Origin of the sequence: Ornithinibacillus contaminans (assembly GCF_001038425.2) — a bacterium.
GTDB lineage: Bacteria > Bacillota > Bacilli > Bacillales > Amphibacillaceae > Ornithinibacillus > Ornithinibacillus contaminans.
Genome location: NZ_LDPV02000024.1, coordinates 171738 through 187518 on the forward strand (window position 1 = coordinate 171738; position 15781 = coordinate 187518).

Consider the following 15781-nt stretch of genomic DNA (forward strand, 5'->3'; position numbering starts at 1 on the left):
CTAGATAATTTATAGTTATATAGATTCATTATATAATAATTATCTACTTATTGCTTAGAAATAATAGATTAGGATTCAATCAATGTACGCCACTTCAATAAATGTACTTTATCTTCCTCACTAATCTTATTTTCATCAATTAATGCTTCAAGTAACATTTCATAACTAGTAAGACTTTCATACGTCAATTGTGATTGTGCAAAGTTATCAGATGCTTTTTTCAATCCATACGTGACGATTGAGAAAACGGAGAGCACCTCAGCCCCGTCACTTCTTAACGCATCGACCGCTTCCAATGCAGAGCCACCAGTGGAAATTAAATCTTCTATTACGAGTACCTTCTTTCCAGTAACACTTGCACCTTCGATTTGGTTTCCTTTGCCATGTCCTTTTGGCTTCGAACGGACATATACCATAGGAAGATTGAGAAGATCAGCTAGCCAGGCTGCATGTGGAATACCAGCTGTAGCACAGCCTGCTATTACATCAGGCTTTATGTTCATTTCCGATATTTTCGCATTAAACGCAGCAGCAATCTTTTTCCGTACCTGTGGATAGGACATCGTGATTCGATTATCACAATAAATTGGCGACTGAATACCAGATGTCCAGGTAAAGTATTCAGTCGGATTAATTTGTACTGCTTTAATATGTAGTAAGTCTTTTGCTAATTCCTTTTGTAAACTCATCTCGCTTCCTCCCATTCCTTAATAGCTTGATAATATGCTTCTCTTGGATTGTTTGCATGTGTGACAGTACGTCCTATTACCGGATAATCTGCTCCGTTCTGCTTAGCAAATCCTGGTGTTGCTATACGTTGTTGATCATTTACAGGAGCATTATCTAGTCTAATTCCTGGGGTAACGGTAGCAAATTCTTTCCCACAGGCAGTTTTAATTGCGTTTGCTTCATGTACCGAGCAAACAACACCATCAGCACCATTTGCCTGAGAAAATCTAGCAAAATGAATTGCATTTTCCGTTAGGTCCCCGGGAATCATCAGTTCCTCGTTCAAGGTTGTGTTACTCATTGAGGTAAGGACCGTTACTGCTATTAATTTCGTATTATAATTGGCGTTTCCTGAAAGCAACCCTTCCTTGGCTAGCTTAATCATTTCGCTACCACCTAAGGCATGTACATTAATCATGTCCACTTCAAGTCCTGCAATTACTTTCATAGCACGCATTACCGTTGTTGGAATATCAAATAGCTTTAAATCCAGAAAGATTTTATGATTATCTTGTTTTAGTTTTTCGATAACTTTCGGACCTTCTTGGTAATAAAGCTCCATTCCAACTTTGACAGGAATCCCTCGTAAATCATTTGTTTCTAAAAAATGATTCGTTTCTAGCCAGTTCGGAAAATCTAAAGCTAAATAGATAGATTTTGTCATGCCATAATCCCCTTTCCAATTACGTCCTGAACGGATTCAAAACCATATTTATCTAATGTCGCTGGCAGTTCATCAATAATTTCTGAGCAGATAAATGGATTTTGAAAGTTTGCTGTTCCTACTGCGACTGCACTTGCACCAGCTAATAAAAATTCAATAACGTCATCAGCGTTTTGGATACCACCCATGCCGATAATAGGAATGGAAACATGCTGACTTACCTCATAAATCATGCGAATTGCGACAGGCTTAATAGCTGGTCCTGATAATCCACCAGTTTTATTAGCAATAAGCGGTTTACGACTCGGTAGATGAAGTTGCATACCGGTTATCGTATTAATCATTGATATGCCATCTGCACCTGCAGCCTCTACTGCTTTAGCCATTGCTACTATATCCGTAAAATTCGGTGATAACTTGACATAAACCGGTAGATTACTAGCTTTTTTCACGATTTCCGTAACACGGGCCGCCATCAGTGGATCTGTTCCGAACTGGATGCCACCTTCTTTTACATTTGGGCAGGAAATATTTAATTCTAAAGCATGTACATGCGGGGTTCGATTAAATGAACAAGCAACCTGTTCATATTCCTCAATAGAACTCCCTGCAATATTGGCGATAATCGATGTATCGAACTGTGCTAAAAAAGGCACTTCCGTTTCGATTATTTTAGCTACACCTGGATTTTGTAGTCCAATTGCATTCAACATACCTGAAGCTGTTTCTGCAACTCGTGGAGTTGGATTACCAAACCGTTCACTGCCAGTTGCTGCCTTCATGATAACAGCCCCGAGTTTACCGAGATCATAAAACGCACTATATTCACGTCCAAACCCAAAACAACCAGATGCTGGCATTATTGGGTTTTTTAAATTTAAACCTGGTAACTGAACAGCTAGATTCGTCATAGGCTTACCTCCCCTACGGAAAAGACCGGACCATCCTTACAAATTTTCTTGTAGCTATTGCCATCTTTGGTCGGAAGCACACAAGCAAAGCATGCACCAACTCCACAGCCCATCCGTTCTTCTAATGAGATATAACCTTTTTTTCCATCTAATGTAGTTGTTAAAGCCTTAAGCATGACAATTGGACCGCAGGAATAATAGCAATCATATACCCCCACATTATCTAGCACATCCGTTACAAATCCTTTCTCGCCATAGCTACCATCATTCGTTACAATCGTGGTCTCCCCGAGCTGGGTAAACTCCGCTTCATAGAAAACATTTTTCTTCGTTTGGAAGCCTAACACACACCGAACTGTAATCCCCTTTTCCTTTAATGATTTAGCAAGATAATACAACGGCGGAACACCGATCCCACCACCAACCAATAAAACTGTTTTTGCATTCTGCTCGATTGAAAATCCATTACCAATTGGTCCTAACACATCTAATTCATTACCAACTGGATACGATGCAAGCTCTTTTGTCCCTTGTCCGTTTCGTTTAAAGATGATGGTAATAGTTTGTTTTTCTCGATTACAATCAGCGATAGAAATTGGTCTTCTAAGTGTTTTACTAGCAACCTGTACATGCAAAAATTGTCCAGGTACTGCGTGCTGACTAATATAGGTATTCTCTAATACCATTTCGACGGTATCTTCTGCCAGTATATTTTTTGCAATGATTTTCATTTGTTCTTTTTTAATCATGATAATACGGCCTCGTTAGCGGATATTGGATTAGCACTGAATGAAGTTGAATCAATAACGTTTAGAATAGCACTTGCCGTATCTAAATTTGTTAAACAGGCGATTCCATGCTCAACAGACAATCTTCTAATCATAAATCCATCCGACCTTGGCTGCTTGCCAGAAGTCAAGGTATTGATGACAAATTGCACTTGGCCTTGCTCGATAATGGATAGGACATTTGGTTCTTCTGCTCCAATTTTAGCAACCTCTGTTACTGGAATGCTTGCTGCTCGTAAGAAGTTTGCTGTTCCTTCTGTTGCATACACTAGAAATCCTAGTTGATGGAATCGTGAAGCTACTTCTAACATTTCAGTCTTATCTTTGTCAGCAACTGTTATTAGGACTGCCCCCTCATTCGGAACGGATATTCCTGCTGCCAGTAATCCTTTGTAAAGGGCTTTTTCCAATGTTTTATCATAACCAATTGCTTCTCCAGTTGATTTCATCTCTGGTCCAAGTATAGTATCTACACTCCGAAGCTTTTCAAAGGAGAATACTGGGATTTTTACTGATACTTGATCAGATTCTGGTAGTATCCCAGATTGATAACCTAAATCCGCTAGTTTTTCTCCTAAAATACATCTAGTTGCAAGATTAGCCATGGTCACCCCAGTTATTTTACTCAAGAATGGGATGGTTCTACTTGCTCTTGGATTCACCTCAAGCACATATACGTTTTCCCCGCGGATGATAAATTGGATATTAATTAATCCTTTTACACGAAGTGCGGTGGCAATCTTAATCGTAGCATCTAAACAAATCTCTTTTACACTGGCTGAGATTCGTTGTGGAGGATATACCGCAATAGAATCTCCCGAATGAACACCGGATCGTTCAATATGTTCCATGATTCCTGGTACAATTGTTGTTTCCCCATCACTAATGGCATCCACCTCGATCTCCATTCCAGTAATGTATTTATCGATTAAGATTGGGTGGCGGTCATTAATATGACCTGTTTTGGTTAGATACGCTTGTAATTCATCCGTACTATAGACGATTTCCATTCTACTTCCACCAATAACATAGGAAGGACGAACGAGAACTGGATACCCAATCCCCTCCGCAATACCAACTGCCTCTTCCATGCGTTTGACTGCTTTCCCCTCAGGACGTAAGAGATTTAATTCATCCAATAAGACTTCAAATTTATCGCGATCCTCAGCAGTGTCTATGGCAGTTAAATCGGTACCAAGAATCGTTACCCCGCGCCGCGTTAATCCTTCTGCTAAATTAATGGCGGTCTGTCCACCGAATTGCACAATTACACCAATTGGTTTTTCGAGATTAATGACATGCATGACATCCTCTAGTGTTAATGGTTCAAAATAAAGCTTATCCGATATACTAAAGTCGGTTGAAACCGTCTCTGGATTATTGTTCATGATGATTGCTTCATAGCCCATTTCTTTAATTGCTAGCACTGAGTGTACTGTTGCATAATCAAACTCTACACCTTGCCCTATTCGAATTGGACCAGATCCTAGTACGAGAACCTTTTCTCTGTTCGATGGAACTGATTCATTTTCCTCTTCATACGTGCTATAAAAATACGGGGTTTGGGAATAAAATTCTGCTGCACACGTATCCACCATTTTAAATACAGGAGTGATATTCTCCGTAATACGATATCGGTAAAGCTCATCCTCATTTACTTCCCAAAGTCTGGCAATCTGCTGATCAGAAAAACCTTTCTGTTTGGCAATTTGTAAGTGCACCGAATCGAATTTACTCGTTACTAATCTCTGTTCCAGTTGAATAATTCCCTCCATTTTCCTTAAGAAGAATGGATCAATTTTGGAAATTTGATGAATCTCCGCTAAGCTTATACCCTTTCTAAATGCTTCAGCGATGACAAATATCCGTTCATCATCCGCTTTTTTTAGTCTTCGTTTTAATTCTTCGACAGGCGTATGAACTAAGCTTTCAATCCATAGCTGCTCCGTTCCAATATCCATCGAACGTATTCCTTTTAATAAGGATTCTTCAAAATTTCTGCCAATCGACATGATTTCGCCTGTTGCCTTCATTTGTGTTCCCAGCGTTCGATCGCCGGTTACGAACTTATCGAATGGAAAACGTGGTAATTTGGTTACAACATAATCTAAAGCTGGTTCAAATAAAGCATAGGTGGTTCCTGTAATTGGATTACTTATTTCATCTAATGTTAAGCCAACGGCAATCTTGGCTGCCATTTTAGCAATTGGATAGCCCGTTGCTTTAGAAGCAAGTGCAGATGACCGACTGACACGTGGATTAACTTCAATGATATAGTAGTTAAAGCTACTAGGGTCAAGTGCTAACTGTACGTTACAGCCTCCCTCAATCTTAAGTGCTCGAATAATTTTTAAAGATGCATTGCGTAATAACTGGTATTCCCTGTCACTTAATGTTTGAGAGGGTGCAACAACTATAGAATCCCCCGTATGGATACCAACTGGATCGATATTTTCCATGTTGCAAACCACAATTGCTTGGTCGTTTTTATCTCGCATTACTTCGTATTCAATTTCTTTAAAACCTGCGATGTTTCGTTCGATTAAACATTGGTTAACTGGTGATAGTGCTAAGCCATTCCTAGTGATTTCTTTTAAATCGGCTTCGTCATAGCACATCCCTCCGCCTGTTCCACCTAATGTATAAGCAGGACGAACGATTAATGGGTAGCCAATTTCTTGTGCAAAATCCAACGCTGCATCAACTGTGGTGACAATTCGACTAGCTGGCACTGGTTCCCCTATTTCATTCATTAAATCACGGAATTTTTCCCGATCCTCAGCCTTCTGAATTGCTTCAAGAGAAGTACCAAGAAGCTTTACTTGATATTTTTCTAATATTCCTGTTTCATCTAATGCCACTGCTAAATTTAATCCTGTCTGCCCGCCCAAGGTAGGTAAGAGTGCATCGGGCTGTTCCTTGCGAATAATTTTCGTCAAAAACTCTACTGTTAGTGGTTCCATGTAAACCTTATCCGCAACCGTTTGATCGGTCATAATGGTTGCTGGATTTGAGTTTGCTAATATAACGGTATAACCTTCCTCACGCAAAGCTTGACAAGCTTGTGTTCCGGAATAATCAAATTCCGCTGCCTGCCCGATAACAATTGGTCCTGAACCGATTACGAGTATTTTCTGGATGTTTGTATTTTTAGGCATAAACTTCTTCCTCCCGCTTCACGATATTTTGTTTGATTAAGGCTAAAAAGTCGTCAAATAAATAATTGGAATCCTCTGGACCTGGTGAGCTTTCTGGATGATATTGGACCGAGAATGCAGGGTAAACACTATGTCGTATACCTTCTACTGACTGATCATTTAATGCAATTTGTGTTAGTTCCAATGCTGTTTTTTCTAAGGAATCACGTGTAACGGCATAGCCATGATTCTGGGAAGTTAAAAATGCTTTACCGGTTAGAATGTCTTTTACAGGATGATTTCCTCCACGATGTCCGAATTTCATCTTCTCTGTTTCCGCACCACAAGCTAGTGCTAATAGCTGGTGACCAAGACAAATTCCAAAGATTGGAATGTATGGCAATACATCTCGGATCATGGCAATCGCTTCTGGAACATCGGTTGGATCACCAGGGCCATTGGTAAGCATAATTCCATCTGGCTTCAATCTTTTGATACTTTCTGCTGGATAATCATAAGGCACTACCGTTACATGACAATTTCGCTTTGTTAATTCTCGTAAAATACCATGCTTCATTCCAAAATCTACCAGGACAATTCGATAACCCCGGCCCGGGACAATATATGGTTTACTAGTAGAAGTCTGTTTCACTTGATCATGCATTTCTGGGATTGCTTGAAGCAGTTCCAGGATTTCAGCATCTTCTTTTTCAATACTTGTAAGATAACCCCTCATCGTTCCCGCTTCCCGAATTCGTTTCGTAAGTTTTCTTGTATCAATTCCGGCTAGCCCTGGGATGTCATGTGCCTTTAGAAAGCTATCCATTCGCTCATCACTTCGAAAATTCGAAGGAAATTCGCTATATTCCTTCACAATTAATCCATGAATGAATGGTGCAACTGTTTCAAAATCATCACGGTTAATGCCATAATTACCGATGAGTGGGTACGTTAATGTCACGATTTGGCCGCAGTAGGAAGGGTCAGATATAATTTCTTGGTAACCGGTCATACTTGTATTAAATACAACCTCACCACTGATCTCACGCTCACTTCCAAAGCCTTCTCCGATGAAAACTGTTCCATCCTCTAACACTAATTTTCGCTTAGCCATGATACTCCTCCTCGTAGACGATTTCTCCATCACAAATGGTCATAACTGGGATTCCAGATACCTTCCAATTGTGAAATGGTGTATTTTTTCCCTTCGAATAGAAGGTATGCTTATCAATGATGGTTTCTTGTTCTAGATTAATTAATGTCAAATCAGCACGCTCGTTTTCTGCTAATCTTCCAGAAGCTAAATCAAACACCGTTGCTGGTTTAATCGTTAACCAATCAACTAGTTGTTTTAAGGTAATTTTGTTCGGTTTCACAAGATAGGTATAAAGTAAAGGAAATGCCGTTTCTAAGCCAACGATTCCAAAAGGAGCATTCTGCATTCCTTGCGCTTTTTCATCTGCGCTATGTGGTGCATGGTCTGTCGCGATGATATCCAATGTACCATCTAGTAGTCCTTCGAATAGTGCGGCTTGATCTTCCTTACTTCTTAAGGGAGGATTCATTTTGAAATTTGCATCATCCTGCGTAATAGCATCTTCATTTAGCAGTAAATGATGTGGGGATACTTCTGCTGTCACATGGATACCAGCTTTTTTTGCGTCACGGATGACACGAACTGATTCCTTTGTGCTGACATGACAGACATGATAATGGCAGCCTGTTGCTTCGGCTAATAATACATCTCGGGCTATTTGCACGGATTCACTAAGGGATGGAATACCTGGCAGATTCAATCTAGTACTGATTGCACCATCATGAACCACGCCTCCATAGACAATCGAATTGTCTTCACAGTGTGCCACGATTGGCTTTTTAGCTTTTGCTGCTAGTTTCATCGCACGTAGCATGGCATCTGCTGTTTGAATTCCGACACCATCATCAGTGAAAGCAAACACATCATGTGCTAATGTTTCGATATCGGTTAGTTCCTCACCGTTTAAGCCTTTTGTTATAGCAGCATACGGCAACACGCGAATAACCGCATCCTGGTTAATTTTTTCTAAAAGCTCCTGTATTGCTTCTTCATTATCAGGCACTGGATTTGTGTTTGGCATGGAGCATACAGTTGTGAATCCTCCTCTAGCTGCTGCTTTTGTTCCAGTTTTAATAGTCTCCTTATGTTCACCACCAGGCTCTCGTAAGTGGATATGTACATCAATCATACCTGGTATCAACAACTGTCTTTGGCAGTCTATAATGCGATTAGCTTCTTCCTCTATCGACGTCGTACTGATTTGCTTAACCTCGCCATCTTCAATAAAAACATGACAATCTTGCAGCTCACCATTTTCCATTAATTGTTTAGCGTTCTGTAATAATAGTGTCATCAATAATCCCCCATTCTGTTAGTACATGTATGAGTATAGCCATTCGCATATAGACTCCATTGGCCATCTGCTTAAAAATCCTAGAACGATCATATTCTACTATGTCCTTATCAATTTCTACCCCGCGATTAACTGGGGCAGGATGTAAAATAATCGCATGATCCTTCATCTGCTTTTCTCGCTGTTTGGTTAATCCAAAAGCTTCCAAATAACCTGCTGTATCGTGTTTATTCGTATGTCGTTCATGCTGAATTCGAAGTAGCATTAGTACATCACATATTTCAACTGCTTCATCTATAGTGATATAAGGATATTGTAGGGTCTCATCCTCATAACCAGGAGCAGCACATAAATACACGATTGCCCCAAGCTTTTCTAGTGCAATAGCATTGGATTTCGCTACTCGACTATGCTTGATGTCACCTACAATAACAACCTTTATTCCCTTTATACATCCGAATTCCTGGTATATTGTTAATAAATCCAACATGCACTGGGTTGGGTGCTCAGCCTGCCCAGATCCCGCATTGATGATCGGGACGGCTATGTTAGAAGCTAATTCTGTCATCCAGTTATCAGCTTCATGACGGATGATTGCCACATTTGCTCCGATTGCTTCAAAGGTTTTTACTGTGTCATATAATGACTCCCCTTTGTTCATACTAGAGGCTTCTGCATGAAAATCTAATACTTCCATTCCTAGTTTCTTTTCAGCAACTGTAAAGCTCATTTTGGTTCTCGTACTAGTTTCAAAGAATAGATTTGCAGCAAACAGCTGTTTGGAGATTGTAAAATTGCTTTCTTGTAGATTAGTCGCCGAATCTAGTAATTGAATAATCGTCTCACTAGATAATTGCTTCATTGAAATAAAATGATTCATCGCTACCTCCTAGTTATTCTAGATTTGGATTTTTGAGCAAATAAAAAACCTCTTTGCATTTTGGTCGCAAAGAGGTACACGTGTAGTAAAAACAAAAGCACACATGAACAATAGCGACCTTGTAAACCTCTCTGGATTTAATTAAAGGTCCCTTCTTATTTATTTTTCATAGATCGATACCAAATCAATCTCATCTATTTCCTTTAGCTGGACGACGATGATTTCTGATTCAGATGTGGGTATATTTTTTCCAACAAAGTCAGCACGAATAGGCAACTCTCTATGTCCCCTGTCAACTAAAACTGCTAGTTGTATTTGGGATGGTCTACCTAAATCCATAACAGCATCTAATGCAGCTCTGACCGTTCTACCAGTATATAGCACATCATCAATTAGAATCACTTTCTTATCGGTCAAATCGACCGGAATGTCCGTATTCTTAATTTCTGGTTCATTGCTTTGAACCGCTTTTTGCAAGTCATCTCGATACAAGGTTATATCCAGCTGACCAATTGGTAAGGATAATTCCTCTATCTTCTTGATTTTTTCTTGTAGACGCTTTGCAAGTGGAACACCTCTTGTTTTAATTCCAACAATGACAAGATTTTCTCCACCTTTGTTTTTTTCTAAGATTTCATGAGCAATCCTAGTCAAGGCTCGGTTCATTGCTTGTTCATCAAGTATTTCGGTTTTTTTATTCATGATCTCACCTCAACTAAAAAACCTTTTCTCCATGAGGAAAAAAGGTTTTTTAGGATACGTATTTCTACGCATCAATCCGTTCCCTTTCTAGCCTCTCTGGACTTATTTAAAGGTTCTTATTCATTTGTTCTATTATTTCAGACTTCAAGATACGTGTCAATAACTTTTTTCGAGAGTTTCCAATAGTTCTTGGAAATAGGCAGGCGCCTCGACTTCAAAGCGTAGCCATTCTCCAGTTGTAGGATGGTTAAATCCAAGAACCTTGGCATGTAGTGCCTGACCATTTGTATCTAGTGTTTTCCGCGGACCATATTTCGGATCTCCAACAAGCGGAAATCCTATATAGCGCATGTGCACACGGATTTGATGGGTGCGGCCAGTTTCTAATTGGCATTCTACATGGGTAAATTCCTGATAACGATGCAAAACTTGAAAATGGGTAACGGCATGCTTTCCATTTTCCACGATGCCCATTTTTTGACGATCCTTGGGGTCCCGACCAATTGGTGCATCAACGATACCAGTATCATGGTTAATCACGCCATGAACAACTGCTTCATATTTACGTTCCACATCTTTGTTGGATAGTTGCTCGGCTAAATGTTTATGGGACTTATCGTTCTTTGCCACAACTAATAGTCCACTCGTATCCTTATCGATTCGGTGCACAATTCCTGGACGTTCTACGCCATTAATTCCTGAAAGATCGTTACAGTGATAAAGTAGTGCATTTACTAATGTACCAGTCTGATGCCCAGCAGAGGGATGAACAACCATTCCTTTTGGTTTATTAATTACTAATAAATCATTATCCTCGTACATTATAGCCAAAGGAATATCCTCTGGTTCGATATCTAATGTTTCCGTTTCAGGAATAGACCACGTAATGGTATCCCCTTCCTGGCATTTATAATTCGCTTTCACAACCTCACCATTTACGAATACATGTCCTTTCGTAATCCAGGATTGTACTTGAGATCGAGATTGCTCTTGATTAATTTCAGCCATTAACTTGTCAATCCGAGTCTTGGCGTCTATTTCCGTTACAACATGCTGTAATTTCATCTAAGCTGTTCCTTTCTTCTTCTTCTTTTCATCTAATAAGGTAGCAAATATCACGAGTACGACACCGACTGTAAGTGCAGAATCAGCAATATTAAAAATTGGGAAATCATATCCAAAGACTATAAAATCAAAGAAATCAACAACTTCATGTCGCCAAATGCGATCAATGAAGTTTCCTATTGCACCACCAAGAATAAAGGCAAGCGCTACTGCAAATAACTTATTATCCTTTCCATACTTATGCAGGTAATAAATTACTCCTACAATGACGATGATGGTTACAACGTAAAAGAACCCCATTTTTCCTTCTAACATTCCCCAAGCAGCACCACGATTTCGATGTGAGGTTAAAAAGAAAAAACCATCAATCAACGTAATTTGTTCATACAATTCCATCTTTTTCACAACTAAAAATTTAGTAAATTGATCTAGTGCGATCAATAATACTGTCACGATATAATAGCGATACATTCTCCGTCCTCCACTTCAAAACTACTTCTTGCAATTACACGGTAAAACCTTAGTTAATCTTATACTGTATTTGGTAAAAATTCAATGGTAATAGCAATGAAGAAATCTAAAAAAGAGACAGGATAAAAGTAATCGAGAAGATATTCCCGAAGCGGCTTTTGTCTCCCAACGTTCGGATGTTATCCTACCAAATACCTTTTACCCTGCCTCTATCTAGACACTATCAATGTTTTTGTTTAAGCCATGTAATGTTTCTCTACAACATCCGCACAGCGTGAGCATAGTGTTGGATGGTTAGGATTTTCCCCAACCTTCTCCGATGCAACCCAACAACGTTCACATTTTTCCCCTGAATGCTTTTCAACATGAATATCCACATGTTGATAGGCTGATGTAAGCTCACTTTGCCGAGTCACAACTGCTTCCGATACAATAAGAAGCTGATGAACATTTTCAATGCCTTCCAATACAGCCTTCGTTTCACTATCCTTAGCAACTAAGGTGATTTTCGCTTCTAGTGACTTACCAATTACTTTTTCGTTACGCGCCTCTTCTAATGCTTTTAGAACATCATCACGTATACTCATAAAATGATTCCATTTTTCTTCTAATCCTTTAAAGCCTTCAATTTCTCTTGGCTCAGGAATATCCGTTAATTGTGGACTTTCTGCCTCCACACCAGGAATATATTCCCACACTTCATCAGTGGTGTGTGGCATGATTGGTGTTAATAGCTTAACCAATGTTGTTAGAATTTCATAGTAACCTGTTTGGATACTTCTGCGACGATGATTATCCTCCGCCTCGATATACAAAATATCCTTCGCAAAATCAAGATAGAAGGAGCTTAAATCATCCGTACAGAAATTGTGAATTCTGTGGAATATCGGTGAAAACTCATAGTTCTCATAGCTTCCCCTAACATCTTTCACAAGCTGTTGTAAACGGTGAAGCATAAAACGATCTACCTCTTCCATTTTAGCCTCTGGAACGGCATCTGTAGCTGGATTAAAATCAGCAAGATTCGCAAGCATGAAACGGAATGTATTACGGATTTTACGATAGGCTTCAGACGTTTGCTTTAAAATATCATCTGAAATACGGACATCTGCCTGATAGTCAACAGATGCTACCCATAAGCGTAAAATATCTGCTCCTAGCTGTTTTAACACCTTGCTCGGAAGCACGACATTACCAAGTGATTTACTCATTTTACGGCCATTACCGTCTAATACAAATCCGTGACTAATAATCGACTGATATGGTGCCTTCCCTGTAACAGCAACAGCAGTTGAAATCGAAGAATTAAACCATCCACGATATTGGTCACTACCTTCTAAATAAATGTCTGCAGGTCTTCTGTGATCTTCACGTTGTGTTAAGACGCCAGCATGGGATGAACCAGAATCAAACCAAACATCCATAATATCTGTTTCTTTTGTGAATGTGCCATTTGGACTATGTTCAGACGTAAATCCTTCTGGTAATAAGTCAATAGCTTCCCTTTCGAACCAAATATTAGATCCATGCTCTGCAAATAAATTAGCAACATGTTGAATGGTTTCATCTGTAATAATTGGCGTTCCATCTTCACCGTAGAAAACAGGAATTGGTACTCCCCAAGCACGTTGACGTGAAATACACCAGTCCTGACGATCACGAACCATGTTATACAATCTTGTTTCTCCCCATGCCGGATACCAATTTACTTTCTTAATTTCGTCTAAAATATCTTGACGGAAATCTTTAATTGATGCAAACCACTGTGCTGTTGCACGGAAGATTGTTGGTTTCTTTGTTCTCCAATCATGTGGATATGAGTGGGTAATAAAGTTAAGTTTAAGTAACGCACCTACACTTTCAAGCTGCTCGGTAATCGTTTTATTTGCTTCATCATAAAATAACCCTTCGAAGCCTGGTGCCTCACTTGTGAACACACCCTTCTCATCAACAGGGCACAACACATCAAGACCGTATTGCATGGAAATATAGAAGTCATCCTCACCATGACCAGGTGCAGTGTGTACACAACCTGTTCCAGCTTCCGTTGTTACGTGTTCTCCAAGCATAACAAGCGATTCCCGATCATAAAGTGGATGTTTCGCCACTGCTCGGTCCAATTCTTGTCCTTTAAATGTTTTCACAATTTGTGGATTTTCCCAATCCAGTTCCTTCGCTACCGATTCAAGTAAAGCTTCTGCAACGACAAATCTATCACCATCCACTTTAACTAAAACGTAATCGATTGTCGGATGTAGACTAATTCCTAAGTTTGCAGGAATGGTCCAAGGAGTTGTTGTCCAAATGACAATTTTATCTCCAGACTCCACGACACCTTTTCCATCCGTAACGTCAAAAGCAACATAGATTGAAGCAGAACGCTTATCATAATACTCAATTTCCGCTTCTGCAAGCGCAGATTCTGATGATGGAGACCAATAAACAGGTTTTAACCCTTTGTAAATATATCCTTTTTTAGCCATATCACCAAATACACGAATCTGTGCTGCTTCATAATCCGGTGTTAATGTCACATATGGATTATCCCAGTCACCGCGTACACCAAGTTGCTTAAATTGTGTCCGTTGATTATCCACCTGTGTCATCGCATACTCGGCACACAGTCTTCTGAACTCAGCAACCGAAAGCTTTTTACGATCAACCTTTTTGTTCTTAGTAAGTGCTGTCTCGATAGGCAGACCATGTGTATCCCAACCAGGAATATATGGTGCATGATAGCCTGTCATTGATTTATAACGGGTAATAAAATCCTTCAAGATTTTATTTAATGCATGACCAATATGCAAATCACCATTTGCATACGGTGGTCCATCATGCAATATAAATAATGGTCTCCCTTTCGTACGCTCTAGTGCTTTCTCATATAAATTCATATCCTCCCATTGCGACTGACGCAATGGTTCTTTATTCGGTAAATTACCACGCATTGGAAATTCTGTTTTTGGCATCCGTAATGTTTCTTTATAATCCACTGTTCTTCCTCCTTCGTCATCTAAAACAATCACTACACTTTTTAAAACATTATAAAAATAAAATAAAAAAGCCTCTCAAATCCCAAAAGGGACGAGAAGACTCGCGGTACCACCCTTATAAATTTAACAGGAATTCTCCTACTAAATTCACTCGAAATTCGTAACGTGAATCATACGTCCATATCTACTACCAAATGGTTCGAATGGAAACTCGAGAGTGATATTCTAAAAACATTGCTGTACTAGGCTCACACCATACCCTAGCTCGCTTAACATGCAGTTGTTTTTATACTGTCTCTGTCATCGTATTTTTTCAATATTAGATAACCCTATCGTGTATGCATTATATGTAAAATTTCATCACAGGTCAAGGCTTATGATTCTTGATTAGCTAATTCTAATTCCTTACCCATTTCTACATCAAATAAATCTTCCCAATCATCAGAGCCAATCATATCCAATTGTGCTTCTACAAGCATTTTTAAACGTGTACGGAACACCTTCGCCTGTTTTTTAAGCTCTTCCACTTCGATAGAAATCTTACGTGATTTGCTCAATGCTTCATTGATTATACGATCTGCATTCTTTTCAGCTTCTTTAAGAATTAATTTGGACTCTTTTGATGCATTCCCTTTCAATTCTTCTGCTGTTTCTTGTGCAATTAGAATTGATTTGTTTAAAGTCTCTTCAATATTTGTGAAATGACTTAGCTTCTCACTCATTTGTTCTAGTTTTTCTTTTAATTCTTTTTTCTCACGAATAACAATCTCATAATCTTTTATCACTTGATCTAAAAATTCATTTACTTCGTCTTCATCATACCCACGAAAGCTTCTCGTAAATTCTTTGTTGTGAATATCTAACGGCGTTAATGGCATTTTAATAACCTCCTATTTACTATATTAATTATATAATGGCAATTTCAGTATAACAATAAATTTCGACAAAAAGTTTGGATTTCCTGCAATATTAGTGATTTTTTCTATGAATTCCCTCAAAAATTAGTTAAAAATGAAAAAGAACTACTTATTTGATACTTTATTATATATCA

General features: G+C 39.0%; 13 protein-coding genes and 1 other annotated feature. All 13 genes read right to left on the reverse strand.

Annotation, left to right across the window (positions count from 1 at the left end; genetic code table 11):
- Positions 1–68 precede the first annotated feature (68 nt).
- Complete coding sequence (gene pyrE / locus JF53_RS06275) at positions 69–689, reverse strand: orotate phosphoribosyltransferase (protein WP_047981327.1); 621 nt, start codon at positions 687–689, stop codon at positions 69–71.
- Positions 686–1393 carry an orotidine-5'-phosphate decarboxylase gene (pyrF, locus tag JF53_RS06280; protein ID WP_047981328.1) on the reverse strand — a complete coding sequence of 236 codons (708 nt, stop codon included), beginning with the start codon at positions 1391–1393 and terminating at the stop codon, positions 686–688. Before pyrF ends, pyrE begins: the two co-directional genes overlap by 4 nt.
- A complete protein-coding gene (locus JF53_RS06285) occupies positions 1390–2304 on the reverse strand; it encodes a dihydroorotate dehydrogenase (RefSeq protein ID WP_047981329.1) in 915 nt (304 codons plus the stop codon). Before JF53_RS06285 ends, pyrF begins: the two co-directional genes overlap by 4 nt.
- Positions 2301–3050 carry a dihydroorotate dehydrogenase electron transfer subunit gene (locus tag JF53_RS06290; protein ID WP_330218280.1) on the reverse strand — a complete coding sequence of 250 codons (750 nt, stop codon included), beginning with the start codon at positions 3048–3050 and terminating at the stop codon, positions 2301–2303. Before JF53_RS06290 ends, JF53_RS06285 begins: the two co-directional genes overlap by 4 nt.
- A complete protein-coding gene (gene carB / locus JF53_RS06295; protein ID WP_047981331.1) occupies positions 3050–6250 on the reverse strand; it encodes a carbamoyl-phosphate synthase large subunit in 3201 nt (1066 codons plus the stop codon). Before carB ends, JF53_RS06290 begins: the two co-directional genes overlap by 1 nt.
- Positions 6243–7343, reverse strand: a complete 1101-nt coding sequence (carA, locus tag JF53_RS06300; RefSeq protein WP_047981332.1) for a glutamine-hydrolyzing carbamoyl-phosphate synthase small subunit — start codon at positions 7341–7343, stop codon at positions 6243–6245. The genes carB and carA overlap by 8 nt, the downstream gene beginning before the upstream one ends.
- Positions 7336–8619: a dihydroorotase gene (locus JF53_RS06305; protein WP_047981333.1), complete on the reverse strand. Its 1284-nt coding sequence runs from the start codon at positions 8617–8619 to the stop codon at positions 7336–7338. The genes carA and JF53_RS06305 overlap by 8 nt, the downstream gene beginning before the upstream one ends.
- Positions 8594–9499 carry an aspartate carbamoyltransferase catalytic subunit gene (locus JF53_RS06310; RefSeq protein ID WP_047981334.1) on the reverse strand — a complete coding sequence of 302 codons (906 nt, stop codon included), beginning with the start codon at positions 9497–9499 and terminating at the stop codon, positions 8594–8596. The genes JF53_RS06305 and JF53_RS06310 overlap by 26 nt, the downstream gene beginning before the upstream one ends.
- Before the next feature lie 159 nt (positions 9500–9658).
- On the reverse strand, positions 9659–10201 hold the full coding sequence (gene pyrR / locus JF53_RS06315; protein ID WP_047981335.1) for a bifunctional pyr operon transcriptional regulator/uracil phosphoribosyltransferase PyrR: 543 nt from the start codon (positions 10199–10201) through the stop codon (positions 9659–9661).
- A gap of 156 nt (positions 10202–10357) precedes the next feature.
- Positions 10358–11266: an RluA family pseudouridine synthase gene (locus JF53_RS06320; protein ID WP_047981336.1), complete on the reverse strand. Its 909-nt coding sequence runs from the start codon at positions 11264–11266 to the stop codon at positions 10358–10360.
- The gene (gene lspA / locus JF53_RS06325) at positions 11267–11737 is read right to left on the reverse strand and encodes a signal peptidase II (protein WP_047981337.1); all 471 of its coding nucleotides are present in this window, start codon (positions 11735–11737) and stop codon (positions 11267–11269) included.
- A 236-nt stretch (positions 11738–11973) separates the two neighbouring features.
- Positions 11974–14730, reverse strand: a complete 2757-nt coding sequence (gene ileS / locus JF53_RS06330) for an isoleucine--tRNA ligase (RefSeq protein WP_047981338.1) — start codon at positions 14728–14730, stop codon at positions 11974–11976.
- 84 nt (positions 14731–14814) lie between these two features.
- Positions 14815–15043: a binding site (T-box leader), on the reverse strand.
- A 61-nt stretch (positions 15044–15104) separates the two neighbouring features.
- Positions 15105–15608, reverse strand: coding sequence for a DivIVA domain-containing protein (locus JF53_RS06335; RefSeq protein ID WP_047981339.1), 504 nt, complete (start codon positions 15606–15608; stop codon positions 15105–15107).
- Between the last annotated feature and the right edge of the window lie 173 nt (positions 15609–15781).

Coding starts and splice junctions, on each gene's coding strand:
- JF53_RS06285 (WP_047981329.1), bottom strand. CDS start 2,304: ATGACGAATCTAGCTGTTCAGTTACCAGGTTTAAATTTAAAAAACCCA.
- JF53_RS06335 (WP_047981339.1), bottom strand. CDS start 15,608: ATGCCATTAACGCCGTTAGATATTCACAACAAAGAATTTACGAGAAGC.
- lspA (WP_047981337.1), bottom strand. CDS start 11,737: ATGTATCGCTATTATATCGTGACAGTATTATTGATCGCACTAGATCAA.
- JF53_RS06310 (WP_047981334.1), bottom strand. CDS start 9,499: ATGAATCATTTTATTTCAATGAAGCAATTATCTAGTGAGACGATTATT.
- pyrR (WP_047981335.1), bottom strand. CDS start 10,201: ATGAATAAAAAAACCGAAATACTTGATGAACAAGCAATGAACCGAGCC.
- JF53_RS06305 (WP_047981333.1), bottom strand. CDS start 8,619: ATGACACTATTATTACAGAACGCTAAACAATTAATGGAAAATGGTGAG.
- JF53_RS06320 (WP_047981336.1), bottom strand. CDS start 11,266: ATGAAATTACAGCATGTTGTAACGGAAATAGACGCCAAGACTCGGATT.
- pyrE (WP_047981327.1), bottom strand. CDS start 689: ATGAGTTTACAAAAGGAATTAGCAAAAGACTTACTACATATTAAAGCA.
- carA (WP_047981332.1), bottom strand. CDS start 7,343: ATGGCTAAGCGAAAATTAGTGTTAGAGGATGGAACAGTTTTCATCGGA.
- carB (WP_047981331.1), bottom strand. CDS start 6,250: ATGCCTAAAAATACAAACATCCAGAAAATACTCGTAATCGGTTCAGGA.
- pyrF (WP_047981328.1), bottom strand. CDS start 1,393: ATGACAAAATCTATCTATTTAGCTTTAGATTTTCCGAACTGGCTAGAA.